This window comes from Halomonas sp. NyZ770, assembly GCF_020616575.1.
Taxonomy (GTDB): domain Bacteria; phylum Pseudomonadota; class Gammaproteobacteria; order Pseudomonadales; family Halomonadaceae; genus Vreelandella; species Vreelandella hamiltonii.
Map to the genome: position 1 here is coordinate 181,186 of NZ_CP085143.1, position 18,272 is coordinate 199,457.

The window sequence follows — 18,272 nt, forward strand, 5'->3', positions numbered from 1 at the left end:
CGGGAATGGGCCTCGGTGGCAGACAGGGCGGGGGATTCTAACGCAAAGCAGCGAGGGGATTAAGGGCTATCATGGTCAATCGTTCAGCCAGCGCTCCAGGTGAGCGCGGGTGAGTTCACCGACGTGCACGTCCAGTGTTTGCCCCTGGGCGTCGAACAATACGGTCGTGGGCAGGCCGGGGGCTGCGAATTCGGCCATCAACAGCTGCCGAGGGTCGCGCAGTGCATGACGAAACACCAGCTGCTGTTCATCCAGGTAGCGCACGATGGGCAACAGGTCTTCGCCTTGGTTGACCACCACCACGCTGACCCCCTCCATCTGGTCTGCGGCTTCCAGCAACGGCATTTCGCGGAGGCAGGGCGGGCACCAGGTGGCCCACAGGTTGACCATCAGCAGGTCACCCTGCGTATCGAGGGAGGCCAGGTTTATCGGGTTGCCGTCCAGATCTTCCAGGGTGATGTCCGGCACGGATGCCACCGCGAAGGTGGGCCCTAGCGGTGCCAGAGTGACCAGGACCAGCCAAAGGCTGGCCGCGCCCACGGTCATGGCCAGACCGCCGATCATGGCCAGCAGCCGCTCACGCAGCGCCCAAGCGGTCCATATCAGGCCCGCTACCAGGCCGCCAAGGGCATTGAAACCCGGCTGCCACAGCTTGAGGATATCCAGCGGCGCCTGACTGTAGCTCTCCCAGTGTAGAATGACGAACACGGCACGAGCGCCGACCAGCCATACCAGCAGCAAGCCGTTGAACCAGCGCGTGTGCTGCTGGCCACTCAGCCCCAGCAGGTAGCGGCTGCTCACCAGCAGCATGAGCGCCACTCCCAGGGCGTAGAGGCGTGGTGTCGAGATCAGTAGCGGGCCAAGTGCAATGGCATTCATCAGTTTGTCCGTTAAGCAGTTACACTGATTCACCATATCATGCATGCAACTCATCTCGGAGAGGTCGATGTCGCAAACTTCCTTTGACCGCCTGCGCGCCCTGGCGATTGGCTCACAAGCGTTGGGGCTAACGCTCATTATCACCCTGGAAACCGTGATGGGCGACGCCGCGCGGCCCTGGCAGGGGGGCGTACTGGCTGCCATGGTAGGCGTGGCGCTGACCATTGCCACGCTGCGCTGGTACCGCGCCAAACGCCGCCAGAAGCAGCAAGCGGAAGCTACGCGTGACCGTCACGATGGTTAACGCCTGGTGGGACATGCGCAGTGCGTGGCTGTTACTGCTCTGCAGCCTGCTGGTGGGGTGCACCCACGCCGTGGTACGCGACCACCATAGCGCGCTTTCGCTCAGCGACGCTCGTGAGACTTGGCTGGGCACTCAAGTGGCGCAGGCCATGGCCGAACAGACGGCACCAGACGGTTTTGCGCTGCTGGCCAACGGCCAGGAGGCCTTCGCTGTACGGGCAGGGCTGATCAGCCAGGCGCAGCGGGAATTGAACATTCAAACCTACCTGCTGGGCGATGGGCAAACCACGCGGCTGGTGCTGTCGCGCCTGATGGAGGCCGCCGAACAGGGCGTGCGTGTACGCCTGCTGGTCGATGATATCGGGGCGGTGGGGCAAGGCGACCGCCTGGCGGCCTTGGCCAGCCATCCCAATATCCATGTGCGGGTATACAACCCGCTGCCGGTGGGGCGCGGCCATCTGGTCACCCGGGTGCTGGCATCGGCGGTCAATCCCGGCCAGCAGCATCGGCGCATGCACAACAAACTGTGGATTGCCGATAACAGCGTGGCTATCGTCGGCGGGCGTAATCTGGGCGATGAGTACTTCGATGCCAATGATGCGCGCAACTTTGCCGACCTGGATGTGGTGACGATAGGTGATGTGGTGCCTGCGCTGTCGGAAAGCTTCGATCTTTACTGGAACCATGGCCTGTCCCAGCCCATCGAGCGCTATCACCAGGCTGACGCCTCTGCCTGGCAAGCGCTGAAGGTGTCGCTGGACGCGTGGCTGGAGGAGCATGCCGACTCTTCTTACTTCACCGGTTTGCGTCGGCAGCCTCGCCAGGCGCCGCCGTGGGAAACCCTGCACTGGGGGGAAGGGCTGGCGCTATGGGATGCCCCTGGCAAACTGGCTCAGGCTGGTGCGCCAGACTGGCAGGACACCCTGTTGGGCGATCTGACCCAAGCCACCCATCTCGATGAGCGACTGGTACTGATTTCGGCCTATTTCGTGCCCACCGAGCGGGGGGTGAGGCGCCTGGTCGAGCTGTCGGAGCAGGGGGTCGAGGTCGATATCATCACCAACTCTCTGGAATCCACCGACGCGGCCGTGGTGCATGGCCCTTATGCGCCATGGCGGGCGACCCTGCTGGAGAGCGGTGTCAGCCTCTATGAAATGCGGCCTGAACAGGAGGGCGGTGCAGGCGCGGAGCGCGAGGAGATGCGCGTGCCAGGGGCCTCTGCCTCGGCGCTGCATATCAAGGCCATCCTGTTCGATGATCAGCTGTTCGTCGGTTCGTTCAACGTGGACCCGCGTTCGGTGCTGTGGAATACCGAAGTCGGCGTGCTGATGCGCAGTGCGTCGCTGGTGGATGCTTTCGACACGTTGGTGAGCGTGGGTCAGGACCCGGCGATCAGCTATCAGGTGCGGCTGGATGAGCAAGGGCAGCTGGTCTGGCAGTGGCAGCAGGAAGGGCAGCTGGCGGTGCTGAGCGAAGAGCCCGGAGGCTGGTGGCGACACTTCAATGCCTGGATCAGTCGTGTGCTGCGCCTGGAAAAGTGGTTATAAGCACTTCATCATGAAGCGTTGGAAAGCGTTGCTTGTGTTTTTGGCGTTCCGGTTCCAGATTAAGGGGAGCCTCGTGCCGGAGAGTCGAGGCACTCAACACACTGGGAGCGACCAATAACATGATCAACAAGCGCGCATTAGCCACCGCCATTGCGGCCTCTACCATGGCCCTGACAGGGGTGGCCCAGGCGGAAGTCAAAGTGGGCTTCCTGGGCGGCTTTACCGGGGGGATCGAAAGCCTGACGCCGCCTATTTTCGAGGGGGCCAAGCTCGCCGTTGCCCAGATCAACGAACAAGGGGGCGTGCTGGGCGGCCAGACGCTGGTCATGCCGTCAGGGGATACGACCTGCTCGGATGCATCGGCCGCGTCCAACGCCGCCGACCGTATGGTCAATACTGAAAACGTCACCGCCATCGTCGGTGCGCTGTGCACCGGGGCCACGATTGCTGCGGCCAATAACGCGGCCATCCCCGGCGGCGTGATGATGGTGTCTCCCGCCTCCACCGCGCCTGCGGTGTCCGAGCTGAACGATAACGACCTGGTGTTCCGTACCGTGCCGTCCGACGCCTTCCAGGGCGAAATGCTGGCCAAACTGCTGCTGGACAAGGGCATCGACTATGTAGCCGTCACGTTCGTGAACAACGACTATGGCCGTGGCCTTTCTGACGCCTTCAGCGCGGCCTTCACGGCGGGCGGTGGCGAAGTGGCCGAAAATCTGGCCCATGAAGACAACCGTGCCGACTACCGCTCCGAACTGGGCTCCCTCTCCGCCAGTGGCGCCGACACCCTGGTCGTGCTGGCCTATGCCGACACCTCTGGCCAGACCGTGCTGCGTCAAGCCTATGAGAGTGGCATGTTCACCCAGTACGTGGGTGCCGACGGCATGGTAGGAGACAGCCTGGTGCAGGCGATTGGTGCCGATGTCCTCGATGGCATGATCGCCACGCGCCCCGGTAGCCCGGAGCTGCCCGGCACGGAACTGTTCAATAGCGCCGCCGAAGCCGCGGGCATCGACCCCAGCGCGGTGTTTGCCGCCCAGGCGTACGATGCGGCTTTCCTGATTGCCCTGGCCATCGAGCAGAACGGCAGCGCCGAGCGTGAAGGCTTGTCGGAAGCGCTGCGCAGCGTTTCCAGCGCGCCGGGTGAAGTGATTCTGCCGGGCGAATGGGAAAAAGCGGTGGCGCTGATTGCCGAAGGCACTGAGATCAACTACGAAGGCGCTTCCGGCTCTCATGAGTTCGACGAGAACGGCGATGTGCCCGGCGTGGTGGTCGAGATGGTGGTCGAGAACGGCACCTTCACCACCAAGGGGTTGGTAGAGCCATAACCCTGGACGCAGTACTGGTCAACTGACCGCCCACAAACGAATGCCCGGCCATGATTGGCCGGGCATTTTGCATTGTGGTGAGCGTTATTGTGGTGAGTGTTATTGGGGTAAGCGTTACGGGGCGTGTTATCCGTGGGTCTTGATCTTCTCGGGCAGCAGCCCCTTGGGAGCAAAGCGCAGTACCAGGGTGATCAGCATGCCAATCACCAGCACCCTGGCCTGGAGAGCTCGGCTGTCCATGTTGCCCGGTGCCTCCCAGCCAAAGGCGCTTTCGCCCAGCGAGACGAACAGCTGCATCAAGAACAGCGCCAGCGGTTCCGACATGATCCAGATGATATAGACCGCCACGGCACCAAAGATCGTGCCCAGGTTATTGCCCGGGCCGCCCAGAATCACCATCACCAGCACCAGGAAGGTGTGGTTGAGGGGCAGGTAGCCTTGCGGGTCGAACAGGCTGTTGAAGGTGCCCAGCATGCCGCCCCCCAGGCCCATCAGAATGCAGCCCAGCACAAAAATCTCCAGGCGGCGCTTGTTGATGTCCTTGCCCATGGCCGATGACGAGACTTCGTTGTCACGGATGGCGCGAATCATGCGCCCCCAGGGCGCGTGGTAGGCGCGATGGAGCAGGAAGAAGATGACCGCGATGACCACCGCCGTGAGCGATAGATACACCGCGCGTGCCAGCGTAAAGCCCAGCTCGGCGGGGCCAGGGGTTGGCCAGGGGAGCGGAGACACCGTGGCCGTGCCCCGGGTGAGCCAGTCGGAATTCTTCAGAAACGCCTTGATGATTTCTGCAATGCCCAGCGTGGCAATGGCAAGGTAGTCGCTGCGCAGGCCCAGGCAGACATGGCCGATCAGGTAGCCCACGCCGCCCGCCAGGGCACCGCCGACGATCCAGCCGACCCAGGCTGGCAGGCCGAAACCGCCGACGAAACCTGCCTGGGATTGAATCTGGCTGGTGACATCGCGCAGCAGGCTGATGACCACCAGGTAGAGCACCACGGCCAGCACCACGGCCACCACGGTACGCAGTTTTTTCGGCACGCCCAGGCGGTCGAGACGCGTGGCGCCCAGCACCACCACGAAAGCCGCCAGGCCGTAGAGCAACACGCGACCGAGTTCGCCAGGCAGCTCGCTGCCCCAGAAAGCATCGTTGACCGGCACACTGAACAGCATGGCGCAGAAGCCACCCAGCGCCACGAAGCCCATGACGCCCGCATTGAACTGGCCCGCGTACCCCCACTGAATGGTCAGGCCCAGCGCCAGGATGGCATAGCAGGCGGCTTCGACCAGCATACGGGTGCTGTAAGCCGATCCCATGATGGCATAGACCGCCAGAATGGCCGCAAACAGCGCGCCGAACAGCACCAGCTCACGAATCGGGAACCGGCGTTTGGGCGTAGCATCCTGCGGCGTGTAGTCGGGGTTGCGCAGCTTCGATGAAGAGTTCATTGGATCACCTTGCCTTTAAACAGACCGGTGGGACGCCATACGAGAATGGCCACCAGGATAAAGAAGGGCACCACGATCTTGTACTCCGTGCTGACGAACGCCAGGTTCGACGGCAGCTCCAGCCAGGCGGGCAAGCTGTCGCGGAAGGGGCGTAACAGCACGTTCCAGTTGAAGACGGCCAGGGTCTCGGCAAAGCCCACCACGAACCCGCCGGCAATGGCGCCGTAAGGGTGCCCCACGCCGCCCACGATGGCCGCTGCAAAGATCGGCAGCAGCAGGAAGAAGCTCAGATCAGGCTTGAAGGTGACATCCAGCGACAGCAGCGTACCGGCGATGGCCGCCAGGCCCCCTGCAATCACCCAGGTCACCGCCACGATGGTGTTGGTATTGATGCCCGACGCCTGGGCCAGCTCCGGGTTGTCCGACATGGCGCGCATGGCCTTGCCCAACCGTGAGCGATTCAGAAAGACGTGCAGCGCAATGACGGCTACCAGGGTGATCACGAACAGGTAAATCTGCGGTTCAGTGATCACGATGGGCGCACGGACCCCTTCGAAGGGCAGGGCAATGCGGAAGATCTCCTTGCGGTCATCCACGTAAAGGCTTTGCCCGCCGGTACCGGCAAACAGACGAATCAGGCCCTGCAGCATCAGGGTGACACCGAGGGAGCCAATCACCATGACGATGGGCTTGACGCCGTGGGCACGCAGCGGCTTGTAGAAGGCCTTGTCGATGCCCACCGCCAGCAGCGCGGTCAAGAGCATGGCCAAGGGCAGCATGACCAGTGCGGTCGGCACGCCTATGCTGGGGCCGACCGCCGGGAAGGCGGTGGTCAGCAGCAGCACCATGAAGGCGCCGAAGGTCATCATGTCGGCGTGGGCAAAGTGCGCAAAGCGCATGATGCTGAAGATCAGCGTGACGCCAATTGCCCCGATGGCATAGATCGAGCCTGTCACGCTGCCCGCGATCACCACGTTATTGATAAAAAAGACCAGTTCGTTCACAGGTTTCTCCCCCGGGCTAGCCGCCCAAAAAGCTTTTTGCGACATCCGGGTCGGCCAGCAGCGCAGCCCCTGTGTCCGTGAAGCGGTTCTGCCCGGCGGCCAGCACAAAGCCCTTGTCGGCAATGGCCAGTGCCTGCTTGGCGTTCTGTTCGACCATCAAGATGCCAACGCCTGCGGCATTGATCTTTTTCACGCGGTCAAAGATTTCGTTCATGTAGAGTGGCGACAACCCTGCCGTGGGTTCGTCCAGCAGCAGCAGGCTGGGCTCTGCCATCAGGGCACGGCCCATGGCCACCATCTGACGCTGGCCGCCCGACAGCTCCCCCGCCGGCTGATGGCGTTTCTCCACCAGCGGCGGGAAGAAGTCGTATACCTGCTCCAGCATGCGCTTGACGTTGTTGGGCTTCAGGTAGGCCCCCATCTCCAGGTTTTCCTTCACCGTCAGGCTGGGAAAGACGTTCTTCTCCTGAGGCACGAAGCCCATGCCACGCTCCACCAGCTGATTCGGTGGCAGGTTGTGGATCGGCTGACCGTTGAGCAGTATTTCGCCCTGATTGACGTTGAGCAGGCCAAACACCGCCTTGAGCATGGTCGATTTGCCTGCGCCGTTGGGGCCGACGATCACGCCGACCTCATCGGCGTACAGGGTCATGTCGACCCCGTTGAGGATATTCATGCTGCCATAGCCGCCGTGCACATGGCGCGCTTCGAGCAGCGGCTGGGGAGTTGCGGGGGTAGATGACATAAGGTGTCTCAGCAAACGTCGCGCAGTGTTTCCGTCACGATCATGTTGTTATCTCCATGCGCTGCCAGGCAGTGACATGGCGGTAGTGGGCTGCCGTGCGCTACGCGGCATCGGTCCCGAAATAAGCCTCGATCACGGCAGGGTTGTTCTGTATGTCCTTGATATGACCCTCGACCATGACGCTGCCTTGCGCCAGGACGATGACCGGGTCACACAGCCGAGAGATCATGTCCATATCATGCTCGATGACCAGGAAGGTGTAGCCCATCTCACGGTTGAGGCGCTCGATGTTGCCCATCAGGTCGCCCAGCAGGGTGCGGTTGACGCCGGCGGCAATCTCGTCGAGCAGCACTACCTTGGCATCGGTCATCATGGTGCGGCCCAGTTCCAGCAGTTTCTTCTGGCCACCAGAGAGGTTGCCCGCCAGCTCATTGCGCACGTGGTGCAGGCCCACGAAGTCGATGACTTCCAGCGCTCGCTGGCGCACCTCGGCCTCCTGCTGGCGCACCAGGCCCGGTTTGAACCAGGTGTTGAACAGGCTTTCCCCTGCCTGATGGGGGGGCACCATCATGAGATTTTCCAGCGCGCTCATCTGGCTGAATTCGTGGGCGATCTGAAAGGTGCGCAGCAGTCCCTTGTGAAAGCGCTGGTCGGCGCTGAGGGAGGTAATGTCTTCACCTTCCAGCAGGATGCGGCCGCTGTCCGGCGTGAGCGCTCCGGCGATCAGGTTGAACAGGGTCGATTTGCCTGCCCCGTTAGGGCCAATCATGCCGGTGATCGAGCCCTTCTCCACGCGTATGGAGCAGTCGTTGATGACGTGTAACCCACCGAATGCCTTGTTGACATGTTGTACTTCGATAAGGGGGTGCATGGTGTCCTCGGCAGGCAGGCGGCCAGGGCCGCTTGCCATCGCATGTTATTGTTGAAACCCATGATGTTGCGTTGGTCGGTGTCTAGCCTCTGGCTTGGCGAAGCCGCTGGCTGGCGGCAAAGGCTCCGACGATGACCAGCGCGCCCAGTGCGGGAATGGCATAGCCTTCCACCTGGGGGAGCGTGCGCAAAAAGACGAACGAGACCGCGGCAGGGCCGACATAGCGCACCAGGAAGCGCCATGTCTTGAACCACGTCTGGTGGGTGCCCAGCTCTTTCATCACTTCGCTCTGGGTCAGGGCCCAGCCGGCGAACAGCGCGATCAGCAGGCCGCCCAGCGGCATGAAGATGTTGGTCAACAGCTCGATGAAATCGAAGGCGCTGCGGCCAAACAGGGTGTGGAAAATCGTGCCCTCGGCCCACACGTTGAAGCTGACCACCGTGAGCAGGCCCATGGCCCAGGCCGCCACGACCATGATGGTGACCGCCTGAGGGCGCGTCATGTCGAAGCGCTCGACCAGAAACGCCGCGACCGGCTCGATCAGGGAGATGGACGAGCTGAGGGCAGCGCCCAGCACCAGAATGAAGAATACGCCACCTACCAGCGCACCAAAGGGCATGTCGGCGAACGCCAGCGGCAGGGTCACGAACATCAGCCCCGGCCCCTGGCCGGTTTCCAGGCCTGCGCCGAACACCAGCGAGAAGATGGCCAGGCCCGCGACCATGGCCACGGCGGTGTCCACGAACGCCACGGCAATCGCCGTGCGGGTCAGCGATGCCTCGCTGGACATGTAAGCGCCATAGGCCATGATGGCGCCCATCCCCAGGCTCAGCGTGAAGAAGGATTGCCCCATCGCCTGCAGCCAGCCCTCCAGGCTCAGATCACCGATGTTGAACGTGAACAGGAAGCTGGCCGCCGCACCCACGTCGCCGTTGATGATGCCGTAGATCAGCACCACGATCAGGATGACGAACAGGGCGGGCATCATGATGCGCAGCCCCGATTCGATGCCCTTGTGGATGCCCATGCCCACGATCAAGGCCGACGCGGCGATGAACAGCGTGTGATAGAGCGTCATCAGCCCTGGCGAGGCCAGCAGCGCATTGAAGCCCTCGCCAATGGTCTGGGCATCGGCCCCGACCAGCGAGCCGGTCAGCATGAGCCAAGTGTAATGCAGAGCCCAGCCCGCGATCACCGAGTAGAAACTCAGGATCAGAAAGGCCGAGGCGGCCCCCAGCCAGCCGATCGACTCCCAGGCGCGCGAAGTCTTGTGGGTGCGGGTCAAGTGGCGCATGCCCATGATCGGGCTTTGGCGGCTGGTGCGGCCCAGCATGGTCTCGGCAATCAGAATGGGAATGCCCACGGCAAAGATGGTCAGCGCATAGATCAGAATGAAAGCGCCACCGCCGTTTTCACCAGTGAGATAGGGAAAGCGCCAAAGGTTGCCCAGGCCAACGGCAGAGCCCACCGCTGCCAACAAGAAGGTGCCCTTGTGCGTCCAGACGTTATGACCGCTCATGTGAAGGAGTGTCCATGGTAGTGGTGTCGGATGGGGGTAGGTATCCAAACACTTGTATGAATTGTAGCGTGACAGCGCCCCGAGGGCGTCAACGATTGCGTTACTGTGCGATAGAATGACGACGCTTTCCAGCACGCTAGCGTTTAGGTTGCGTTAATGATGATATTTGTTGCCCGCCCAGCACAGTCGACCATGGGCTGAGGTAGCAAAAAGCCCGCACAGTGGCGGGCTTTCCATGGCAGCGATCCGTTTACTTCTTGCTGGAACGCTTGCGCTCGTTCTCTTTCAGCAGCTTTTTGCGCAGGCGGATGAAGGTCGGCGTCACTTCGACCAGCTCGTCGGAGTCGAGGAACTCGATGGCCTGTTCCAGCGTGAACTTCACCGGCGGTGTCAGCACGATGTTTTCATCGTTGCCTGACGCGCGCATGTTATCCAGCTTCTTGCCCTTGGTGGGGTTGACCACCAGGTCGTTGGCGCGGCTGTGGATACCGACCAGCATGCCTTCGTACACTTCGGTACCGTGGTCGATGATCAGCTTGCCGCGGTCTTGCAGGGTATACAGGGCGTAGGCCAGCGCCTTGCCATCCACCATGGAGACCATGACGCCGTTACGACGCTCGATGGCGGCATCGGGCTTCAGCGGGCCGTAGTGGTCGAAGCGGCTGGTCAGGATGCCGGTGCCCGACGTCAAGGTCAGGAACTGGCCACGGAAACCGATCAAGCCACGTGCCGGGATCATGAAGTCGAGACGCACACGGCCCTTGCCATCCGGGTTCATGTTGGTCAGCTCGCCCTTGCGGTAGCCCAGCTCTTCCATGATCGAGCCCTGATGCTGCTCTTCACAGTCGATGATGACCTCTTCGTAGGGCTCCTGCTTGATGCCGTCGATCTCCTTGATGATGACCTCGGGGCGGCCAACGGCCAGCTCGAAGCCTTCACGACGCATGGTTTCGATCAGCACCGACAGGTGCAGCTCGCCACGCCCGGAGACCTTGAACTTCTCGGGCGTTTCGCCCTGCTCGACGCGCAGCGCCACGTTGTGGATCAGCTCCTGGTCCAGGCGATCCTTGATGTTGCGGCTGGTGACGAACTTGCCATCCTTGCCTGCGAACGGCGAATCGTTGACCTGGAAGGTCATCGAGACGGTGGGCTCGTCTACGGACAGCGGCGGCAGCGCATCGACGGCGCTCGGGTCACACAGGGTGTCCGAGATGGACAGCTCTTCGATACCGGTGATGCACACGATATCGCCAGCGGTGGCTTCGGTGGTCTGCACGCGCTCGAGGCCCATGTGAGTCATGACCTGACCGATCTTGCCCTTGCGCACCTTGCCATCCACGCCGATCACCGAGATCTGCTGGTTGGGCTTCACGGAACCGCGCTTGATGCGGCCCAGGCCGATGACGCCGACGTAGCTGTTATAGTCCAGGGCAGAAATCTGCATCTGGAAGGGGCCATCCACTTCGACTTTCGGCGGCTCGACGATATCGACGATAGCCTGGAACATCGGGTCCATGTTCTCGGCCAGCTCTTCCGGGTCCATGCCCGCAATGCCGTTCAGGGCCGAGCAGTAGATGATCGGGAAGTCGAGCTGGTCGTCGGTGGCGCCCAGGTTGTCGAACAGATCGAAGATCTGGTCGATGACCCAGTCGGGACGCGCGCCGGGGCGGTCGATCTTGTTGACCACCACGATAGGCTTGAGGCCCTGTGAGAAAGCTTTCTGGGTCACGAAGCGGGTCTGTGGCATCGGGCCATCGACGGCGTCGACCAGCAGCAGCACAGAGTCCACCATGGACATGACGCGCTCTACTTCACCACCGAAGTCGGCGTGCCCAGGGGTGTCCACGATGTTGATGTGGTAATCCTTGCCATTGCCGTCTTGCCACTGAATAGCAGTGTTCTTGGCCAGGATGGTGATACCACGCTCCTTCTCCTGGTCATTGGAGTCCATGATACGCTCTTGGCCTTCGGCCTTGCGGTCGAGCGTTCCAGACTGGCTTAACAGTTTGTCTACCAAGGTAGTTTTACCGTGGTCAACGTGGGCAATAATGGCAATGTTGCGAAGATTCTCGATCACGACGCGATCCTGCTGGAAAAATAGGGCGGCATTATAGGGTCTGGGTACGGTCCACTACCAGCGCTGTCTTAAATAAAGCACCAAGTCAATAACCTAAACGCGGCAGTTTTCGCCTTCATGACGGTTCCGTTAAGATAGGCGTTTTCCCAGTTGGGGCAGGCACATGACCATCGGTAACCTGATGCGTTTGTTGAGCGATGGCGAGGTTCATTCCGGTGAACAGTTGGGGGAGGCGCTAGGCGTTTCCCGAGCCGCCGTGTGGAAGCAGCTGAAGAAACTCGAAGCGCTGGGCGTCGAGCTGGTCGCCGTCAAAGGGCGAGGCTATCGCCTCGCTTACCCGCTCGAGCCGTTGGATGGCGCTCGCATCGTCGAACGGCTACCTGCGGATGCCCGCCACCTGCTGGCGCGTCTGTTCGTCGAAGACCAGCTGCCCTCCAGTAACGAGTACCTGCGTGAGCGGTTTTCACAGGGTGCAGGCCACGGCGAAGTGTGTTTCGTCGAGCTGCAGACGGCAGGGCGCGGACGGCGCGGCCGTGTCTGGTCGACGCCTTGGGGGCAGAGTCTGATGGTGTCCATGGGCTGGCGCTTCGAATCCGGCGTCAATGCTCTGGAGGGGCTAAGTCTCGCGGTGGGCGTCGTGGTCTCTCAGGTGCTCGAGCAGTATGGCGTGGCACCCAAGTTGAAGTGGCCCAACGACGTGCTGTTGGCCGAAAACGAGGGCGAGCTGGGCAAGCTGGCGGGCATTTTGATCGAAGTGACCGGCGATGCCGCTGGCCCTTGTGAAGTGGTGATCGGCATCGGCATGAACTTGATGCTGCCGGATAGCCTGCGGGCGGCCATCGACCAGCCGGTGGCCGCGTTGTTCGATGCGCGGCCCGGTATCTCGCGTAATCAGCTGGCGGCAGACATGGTCGCTGGGTTGCTGAGCATGTTGGCGGGGTTCGAGAACGGTGGGTTCGCGCCCTGGCTCGACGCCTGGAACCAGCGCCATGCCTACTCAGGGTTGCCCATTCGGGTCATCCAGGGGGAGCGCACCAGCGATGCCGTTGCAGGCGATGTCGATGAAAGTGGTAACCTGTGGGTTACTGAAAACGGTCACTCGCGACGCCTGTCGGGCGGTGAGATTAGCGTACGTAGGCGTCTATGATTCTGGATTTGGATATCGGCAACACGCTGTCGAAGTGGCGGCTCAAGGATGCCGAGAGCAGCGAGATCCGCTCACGCGGGGCCGTATGGACCCGGGAGGAGTGGCGTCCAGGGGCGGATATTCCTGACTTGGGCGTAGTAGAAGCGGTGCGCATTTCCAGCGTGGCCAGGGCCGCCGTGCTGGACGAAACTGTCGCCCTGCTCCGCCGCCAGGTGCGTCAGGTCCATGTGGCGCGCTCGACACCCGAGGCGCTGGGCGTCGTCAATGGCTATGAGGAGCCCGGCCGTCTGGGCGTAGACCGTTGGATGGGGGCCTTGGCGGGTTACCAGCTGGCCGGCGGCTGCTGTGCGGTGGACTGCGGCAGTGCCATCACCATTGATTTCGTGTTGCCGGGTGGGGTGCATCTGGGGGGGTTCATCATCCCGGGGTTACGGTTGATGAAGGAGAGTCTCAAGCTGGGCACCCGCAATGTGGCCATCGACCCCGATAGCGAGGCCGATGCGCTGCTGGAGCCTGGCAGGCGCACGGTGGATGCCGTCAACCATGGCATCTACATGGCGGCGGTCAGTGCCATCAATCGCATTTACAGCGAAGTATGCGACCAGCAAGGAGTGGCGCTGCCCATGCTGTTGACGGGCGGGGATGCGCGGGTGGTGTCGCGCGGGGTCCAGGTGCCCCATGCCGTCTGGCCCGACATGGTGTATGGCGGCCTCGAAGCCACATTTCCGCTGACCTTCGCCGAGCGCGCAGGCAAGATGTCGGGTGCGCCGCGGGTGCCGGAGCCGGTTTCGTTGGAAAAAATTCGCGCAGGGCTTGCATTTTCCATGCTGCTTTGACAGAATGCAGCGCGTTCCAAAGCAGATGCAGTCGAGTCGCAACGCTGATTTAGTTAAGTCGGCAAGCAGTAAAAGTCTCGAAAATAAAGAGATTTTAGCTTGACACTGTTTTGAAGGCTGGCATAATGTGCCGCCACAGCTGGAGAGGTTCCCGAGTGGCCAAAGGGAGCAGACTGTAAATCTGCCGCGAAAGCTTCGAAGGTTCGAATCCTTCCCTCTCCACCAGATTGTATGGGCGCTGATTTGTCAGTGCTTGTGAATGAAAAGCCGGTAAGCGGGCATTAGCTACTGTTTCTCGTGCAGCGGATTGTCATTCTTTAGGCAAGTTCGGCGGGCGTAGTTCAATGGTAGAACCTCAGCCTTCCAAGCTGATGGTGCGGGTTCGATTCCCGCCGCCCGCTCCAGTTTGATGTGTTTGGCTCATGTAGCTCAGGGGTAGAGCACACCCTTGGTAAGGGTGAGGTCGACGGTTCAATTCCGTCCATGAGCTCCATATTGCGAAAAAAGCGAGCGATGCTCGCTTTTTTTGTCTTCGCCCGCGGCAGCGGGTGTGATGTAAGGGTTGTCAGGTGGAAAAATTTTCGCTATCATGGCGCCCGCTCTTGCGCAGGTAGTAAATTGCGCATTTGACGATACAGGCCAGTAGCTCAATTGGCAGAGCAGCGGTCTCCAAAACCGCAGGTTGGGGGTTCGATTCCCTCCTGGCCTGCCAATCTTCCCCAGGTTGGCATGTCTTTCTAGAATTCCTTTGTCGCTCGCTGCACCCTTAGGAGTCTCGTTTTTATGAAGCCTAGTTCCGTAAAACATGGCGATGAGGTGCAACAGACGCGCCATGACGGGCTCAAGTGGGCGGCGACTGTAGCGCTGCTTGTTGTTGCAATCGTTGGTAATACCTATTTCGCCGATATTGGCCTGCTCTATCGTGTCCTCGGTGTCGTTGTGCTGTGTGCATTGGCAGGATTGATTGCACTCACTACCGCCAAGGGACGCGACCTGATCGAGCTTGCTGTCAGCGCCAGGAAAGAGATTCAGCGCGTTGTATGGCCAACCCGTCCTGAAACCATTCAAACGACTGCCATCGTACTGGTAGCGGTGCTGGTGGTGGGGTTGATGCTGTGGTTGATTGACACTCTTCTTGGCTGGGCGATGTCCGGCGTTATTGGTTAGGAGTTTTCATGTCCAAACGTTGGTACGTCGTCCACGCTTATTCCGGCTTTGAGAAGCATGTCATGCGCTCGCTGATCGAGCGTGTGAAAATGTATGGCATGGAAGATCGCTTTGGCGAAATCCTGGTGCCGACGGAAGAAGTGGTCGAGATGCGCGACGGCAAGCGCCGCAAGAGTGAGCGCAAGTTTTATCCTGGCTATGTGCTGGTCGAGATGGAGATGGTCGACGAAACCTGGCATCTGGTGAACGAAACGCCGCGTGTCATGGGGTTCATCGGTGGCACCAAAGAGAAGCCGGCGCCTATCACCAGTCGCGAAGCTGAAGCTATTCTTCGTCGTGTGAAGGACGGTACCGACAAGCCGCGTCCCAAGACCATGTTCGAGCCGGGTCAGTCCGTGCGTGTCATCGATGGTCCGTTTGCCGATTTCAACGGTGTCGTTGAAGAGGTGAACTACGACAAGAGCCGTCTGCAGGTCAGTGTGCTGATCTTCGGCCGCGCGACGCCTGTAGAGCTTGAGTTCTCTCAGGTAGAAAAAGAGTAATCTCAAATTGTTGCAGGATGGCGCCGTGGGTGCCGTCCTGGATTCATGTAAAGCAGCCCCGCGCTGCTTTACGCGTACCGGGGAGCCGTCAGGCGTTATCACCCAATTGGAGTAATTATCATGGCCAAGAAAGTACAGGCTTACATCAAACTGCAGGTTGCTGCAGGTAAAGCCAACCCGAGTCCGCCCGTAGGCCCCGCGCTGGGTCAGCACGGCGTGAACATCATGGAATTCTGTAAGGCGTTCAACGCCGCGACTCAAGAAATTGAGCCGGGCCTGCCGACGCCTGTCGTGATTACCGTCTACTCAGACCGTAGCTTCACGTTCGTCACCAAGACGCCGCCTGCTGCCGTACTGCTGAAAAAAGCAGCGGGCATCAAGTCCGGTTCTGGTGAGCCGAACAAGAAGAAGGTTGGCACCGTGACACGTGCACAGCTGGAAGAGATCGCCAAGACCAAAGAGCCTGACATGACGGCTGCTGATCTTGAAGCCGCAGTGCGTACCATCGCTGGTAGCGCTCGCAGCATGGGCTTAAACGTGGAGGGTCTCTAATCATGGCTAAACTGTCCAAGCGCGCCAAGATGATTCGCGAGAAAGTAGACAGCAACAAGGCTTACTCTCTGGAAGAAGCCGTTGCTCTGCTTTCTGAGCTGTCAACCGTGAAGTTCAAAGAGTCTCTGGACGTTGCGATCAACCTGGGTGTTGATCCGCGTAAATCCGACCAGGTCGTTCGTGGCGCTACCGTCATGCCGAACGGCACCGGTAAAGACGTTCGCGTGGCTGTGTTCACTCAGGGTGCCAACGCCGATGCGGCTAAAGAAGCCGGCGCTGACATCGTGGGCATGGAAGAGCTGGCCGAGCAGGTCAAGAAAGGCGTGATGGATTTCGACGTCGTCATCGCTTCTCCGGATGCCATGCGCGTTGTCGGTCAGCTGGGCCAGATCCTCGGTCCGCGCGGCCTGATGCCGAACCCGAAGGTCGGTACCGTGACGCCTGACGTGGCCACTGCGGTCAAGAATGCCAAAGCGGGTCAGGTGCGTTTCCGTACCGACAAGAACGGCATCATCCACACCACGCTGGGCAAGGTCGATTTTGACGTGACCGCCGTTCAGGGTAACCTGGAAGCACTGGTAGCTGACCTGAAGAAGCTCAAGCCGAGCTCTTCCAAAGGCATTTACTTCAAGAAATTCACCCTGTCCACTACCATGGGCCCGGGTTTGACTATCGACCACTCCTCGCTGGTATAAGCGAGTCGAGGATAGTCCCGCTGGCGGCACGGGCGAAATCTCGTGTTGCCGGTGGTTGGAACCGAGCAAGAACTTTGCGGTCCCTCGCTGAGCTTTATGCCAGATGAGGCACCGTCAAAGACCGCAGGTGCCGCCGCTTTTCTGAAGTGGCGGCTTAATCGCCCTAAAGCGCCTGCGCAGATGGTGTGGCCGCCAGTTGGTTAACGCTTTTAGCAACCGCTTTCTGGTGAGCACCATCCCCTAAGGCTTCCTGTGCCGCTGTTGGGCCTGGAAGAGATGGTAACCTCCGAAACCTTGACGGGTTTCGGCACGAAGGAGTGATCACTGTGCCACTAGCACTTGAAGGCAAGAAAGCGATTGTTGCCGAGGTCAGTGAAGCGGCCAAGGGCGCACTCTCCGTCGTAGTTGCCGATTCTCGCGGCGTCACGGTCGGTAAAATGACCGATCTGCGCAAGCAGGCGCGTGAGAATGGTGTAGAGCTGCGTGTTGTTCGTAACACGCTGGCTCGCCGCGCACTCGAAGGCACCCAATGGGAGTGTCTGAACGAGAGCTTCGTTGGTCCTACTCTGCTGGCTTTCTCCACTGAGCATCCGGGCGCTGCCGCTCGTCTGTTCAAGGAGTTTGCCAAAACCGAGCAGAACTTCGAAGTGAAAGCGTTGGCCTACGAAGGTGAGCTGATTCCGGCTGCTGACATCGATCGTCTGGCAACCCTGCCGACTTACGACGAGGCAATTGCCAAGTTGATGTCGGTCATGAAAGAAGCCTCCGCTGGCAAGCTGGTTCGTACCCTGGCCGCCCTGCGCGACCAGAAGCAAGAAGCCGAAGCTGCCTAAGCAGCGTTTCTTGCGGGCCGCGTTATCGACACGCAGCCTGAACCTGCAATAAATCCCGAGTTCTCGGTTGTCCGAGACTCCCGCAAAGTTAGGAATGGAACAATGGCACTGACCAAAGACGATATCATCAATGCTGTAGCCGACATGTCCGTAATGGAAGTTGTCGAGCTGATCGAAGCGATGGAAGAGAAATTCGGCGTTTCTGCTGCCGCAGCCGTTATGGCTGGTCCGGCTGCTGCTGGCGAAGCTGCTGAAGAGCAGACCGAATTCGACCTGGTACTGGCGTCTGCTGGTGACAAGAAAGTCAACGTCATCAAAGCCGTTCGTGAAATCACCGGTCTTGGCCTGAAAGAAGCCAAAGGCGCTGTTGACGGCGCTCCGGCGACCATCAAAGAAGCGATGTCCAAGGACGACGCTGAAGCTGCCAAGAAGAAGCTGGAAGAAGCGGGCGCAACCGTCGAGCTCAAGTAATCCTTGTGCTGATGGCTTTACGCGCTGCGTAAGCTTCCACGGCTGGCGGCGGGCTATCCCGCTGCCGGCCTTTTTCTGTTGTAATATGCTGCCGTGCAGCGAAACGACAGAGCCGCTGCGGTAAAAAGCAGCACAATAGCAGGACCGTTGTTGTGAAGCGTACGTTGTTGTAATGCGTCAGTTGTAAAGCGTGAGCGTGTCGGCAGGCAACAACGAAGCGCGGACAGCACTACCGTAACACTGTTATCTATCAAGATTTTTGACGGCGAGCTACCGATTAGGAGCTTGCTGTCTGCGTCTGAAA

At 60.5% G+C, this 18,272-nt stretch carries 18 protein-coding genes and 4 tRNA genes; 15 read left to right on the top strand and 7 right to left on the bottom strand.

Features of this window, described 5'->3' with window-relative positions:
- Window positions 1-75 precede the first annotated feature (75 nt).
- Window positions 76-879: a TlpA disulfide reductase family protein gene (locus LG409_RS00810; protein WP_227407432.1), complete on the bottom strand. Its 804-nt coding sequence runs from the start codon at window positions 877-879 to the stop codon at window positions 76-78.
- A gap of 67 nt (window positions 880-946) precedes the next feature.
- Here LG409_RS00810 and LG409_RS00815 point away from each other — a divergent pair, with 67 nt between their 5' ends.
- The 3 genes from LG409_RS00815 (at window position 947) to LG409_RS00825 (ending at window position 4,057) form a co-directional block, all read left to right on the top strand.
- A complete protein-coding gene (locus LG409_RS00815) occupies window positions 947-1,183 on the top strand; it encodes a hypothetical protein (RefSeq protein ID WP_227407433.1) in 237 nt (78 codons plus the stop codon).
- Window positions 1,164-2,729, top strand: a complete 1,566-nt coding sequence (locus tag LG409_RS00820) for a phospholipase D family protein (protein ID WP_227407434.1) — start codon at window positions 1,164-1,166, stop codon at window positions 2,727-2,729. The genes LG409_RS00815 and LG409_RS00820 overlap by 20 nt, the downstream gene beginning before the upstream one ends.
- A gap of 119 nt (window positions 2,730-2,848) precedes the next feature.
- Window positions 2,849-4,057, top strand: a complete 1,209-nt coding sequence (locus tag LG409_RS00825) for an ABC transporter substrate-binding protein (protein WP_039180708.1) — start codon at window positions 2,849-2,851, stop codon at window positions 4,055-4,057.
- A 126-nt stretch (window positions 4,058-4,183) separates the two neighbouring features.
- Here the strand turns inward: LG409_RS00825 and LG409_RS00830 are convergent, their stop codons facing one another.
- The 6 genes from LG409_RS00830 to typA all read right to left on the bottom strand — a co-directional run bounded on the left by LG409_RS00830 (window position 4,184) and on the right by typA (window position 11,725).
- Window positions 4,184-5,509 (bottom strand): branched-chain amino acid ABC transporter permease, encoded by a 1,326-nt coding sequence (locus tag LG409_RS00830; protein ID WP_227407435.1) that lies wholly within the window; start codon window positions 5,507-5,509, stop codon window positions 4,184-4,186.
- On the bottom strand, window positions 5,506-6,513 hold the full coding sequence (locus tag LG409_RS00835) for a branched-chain amino acid ABC transporter permease (protein ID WP_039180704.1): 1,008 nt from the start codon (window positions 6,511-6,513) through the stop codon (window positions 5,506-5,508). The genes LG409_RS00830 and LG409_RS00835 overlap by 4 nt, the downstream gene beginning before the upstream one ends.
- A 16-nt stretch (window positions 6,514-6,529) precedes the next feature.
- Window positions 6,530-7,258, bottom strand: coding sequence for an ABC transporter ATP-binding protein (locus tag LG409_RS00840; protein WP_039180702.1), 729 nt, complete (start codon window positions 7,256-7,258; stop codon window positions 6,530-6,532).
- Between the two features lie 100 nt (window positions 7,259-7,358).
- On the bottom strand, window positions 7,359-8,129 hold the full coding sequence (locus LG409_RS00845) for an ABC transporter ATP-binding protein (protein ID WP_096923354.1): 771 nt from the start codon (window positions 8,127-8,129) through the stop codon (window positions 7,359-7,361).
- Window positions 8,130-8,211: 82 nt separating this feature from the next.
- Window positions 8,212-9,648, bottom strand: a complete 1,437-nt coding sequence (locus tag LG409_RS00850) for a sodium-dependent transporter (RefSeq protein ID WP_227407436.1) — start codon at window positions 9,646-9,648, stop codon at window positions 8,212-8,214.
- A 250-nt stretch (window positions 9,649-9,898) separates the two neighbouring features.
- Window positions 9,899-11,725 carry a translational GTPase TypA gene (gene typA / locus LG409_RS00855; RefSeq protein ID WP_039180695.1) on the bottom strand — a complete coding sequence of 609 codons (1,827 nt, stop codon included), beginning with the start codon at window positions 11,723-11,725 and terminating at the stop codon, window positions 9,899-9,901.
- Window positions 11,726-11,888: 163 nt separating this feature from the next.
- On the opposite strand from typA, the gene LG409_RS00860 reads away from it, so the two are divergent.
- From LG409_RS00860 to rplL, 12 genes are all read left to right on the top strand, one after another.
- Window positions 11,889-12,872, top strand: a complete 984-nt coding sequence (locus LG409_RS00860; protein WP_227407437.1) for a biotin--[acetyl-CoA-carboxylase] ligase — start codon at window positions 11,889-11,891, stop codon at window positions 12,870-12,872.
- A complete protein-coding gene (locus tag LG409_RS00865; RefSeq protein ID WP_016915762.1) occupies window positions 12,869-13,708 on the top strand; it encodes a type III pantothenate kinase in 840 nt (279 codons plus the stop codon). The genes LG409_RS00860 and LG409_RS00865 overlap by 4 nt, the downstream gene beginning before the upstream one ends.
- 141 nt (window positions 13,709-13,849) lie before the next feature.
- Window positions 13,850-13,933: transfer RNA gene (locus LG409_RS00870), tRNA-Tyr, on the top strand.
- A 105-nt stretch (window positions 13,934-14,038) separates the two neighbouring features.
- A tRNA-Gly gene (locus LG409_RS00875) sits at window positions 14,039-14,112 on the top strand.
- Window positions 14,113-14,126: 14 nt separating this feature from the next.
- A tRNA-Thr gene (locus LG409_RS00880) sits at window positions 14,127-14,201 on the top strand.
- 143 nt (window positions 14,202-14,344) lie between these two features.
- Window positions 14,345-14,420, top strand: a tRNA-Trp gene (locus LG409_RS00885).
- Between the two features lie 71 nt (window positions 14,421-14,491).
- On the top strand, window positions 14,492-14,875 hold the full coding sequence (secE, locus tag LG409_RS00890) for a preprotein translocase subunit SecE (protein ID WP_016915763.1): 384 nt from the start codon (window positions 14,492-14,494) through the stop codon (window positions 14,873-14,875).
- An 8-nt stretch (window positions 14,876-14,883) separates the two neighbouring features.
- Window positions 14,884-15,417: a transcription termination/antitermination protein NusG gene (gene nusG, locus LG409_RS00895; RefSeq protein WP_016915764.1), complete on the top strand. Its 534-nt coding sequence runs from the start codon at window positions 14,884-14,886 to the stop codon at window positions 15,415-15,417.
- A 120-nt stretch (window positions 15,418-15,537) separates the two neighbouring features.
- Window positions 15,538-15,969 (top strand): 50S ribosomal protein L11, encoded by a 432-nt coding sequence (rplK, locus tag LG409_RS00900; protein ID WP_016915765.1) that lies wholly within the window; start codon window positions 15,538-15,540, stop codon window positions 15,967-15,969.
- Between the two features lie 2 nt (window positions 15,970-15,971).
- Entirely contained in the window at window positions 15,972-16,664 is a 693-nt protein-coding gene (gene rplA, locus LG409_RS00905; protein WP_016915766.1) for a 50S ribosomal protein L1, read from the top strand.
- Between the two features lie 326 nt (window positions 16,665-16,990).
- Complete coding sequence (rplJ, locus tag LG409_RS00910; protein WP_016915767.1) at window positions 16,991-17,497, top strand: 50S ribosomal protein L10; 507 nt, start codon at window positions 16,991-16,993, stop codon at window positions 17,495-17,497.
- Window positions 17,498-17,599: 102 nt separating this feature from the next.
- The gene (gene rplL / locus LG409_RS00915) at window positions 17,600-17,968 is read left to right on the top strand and encodes a 50S ribosomal protein L7/L12 (protein ID WP_016915768.1); all 369 of its coding nucleotides are present in this window, start codon (window positions 17,600-17,602) and stop codon (window positions 17,966-17,968) included.
- The last annotated feature ends 304 nt before the right edge of the window (window positions 17,969-18,272 follow it).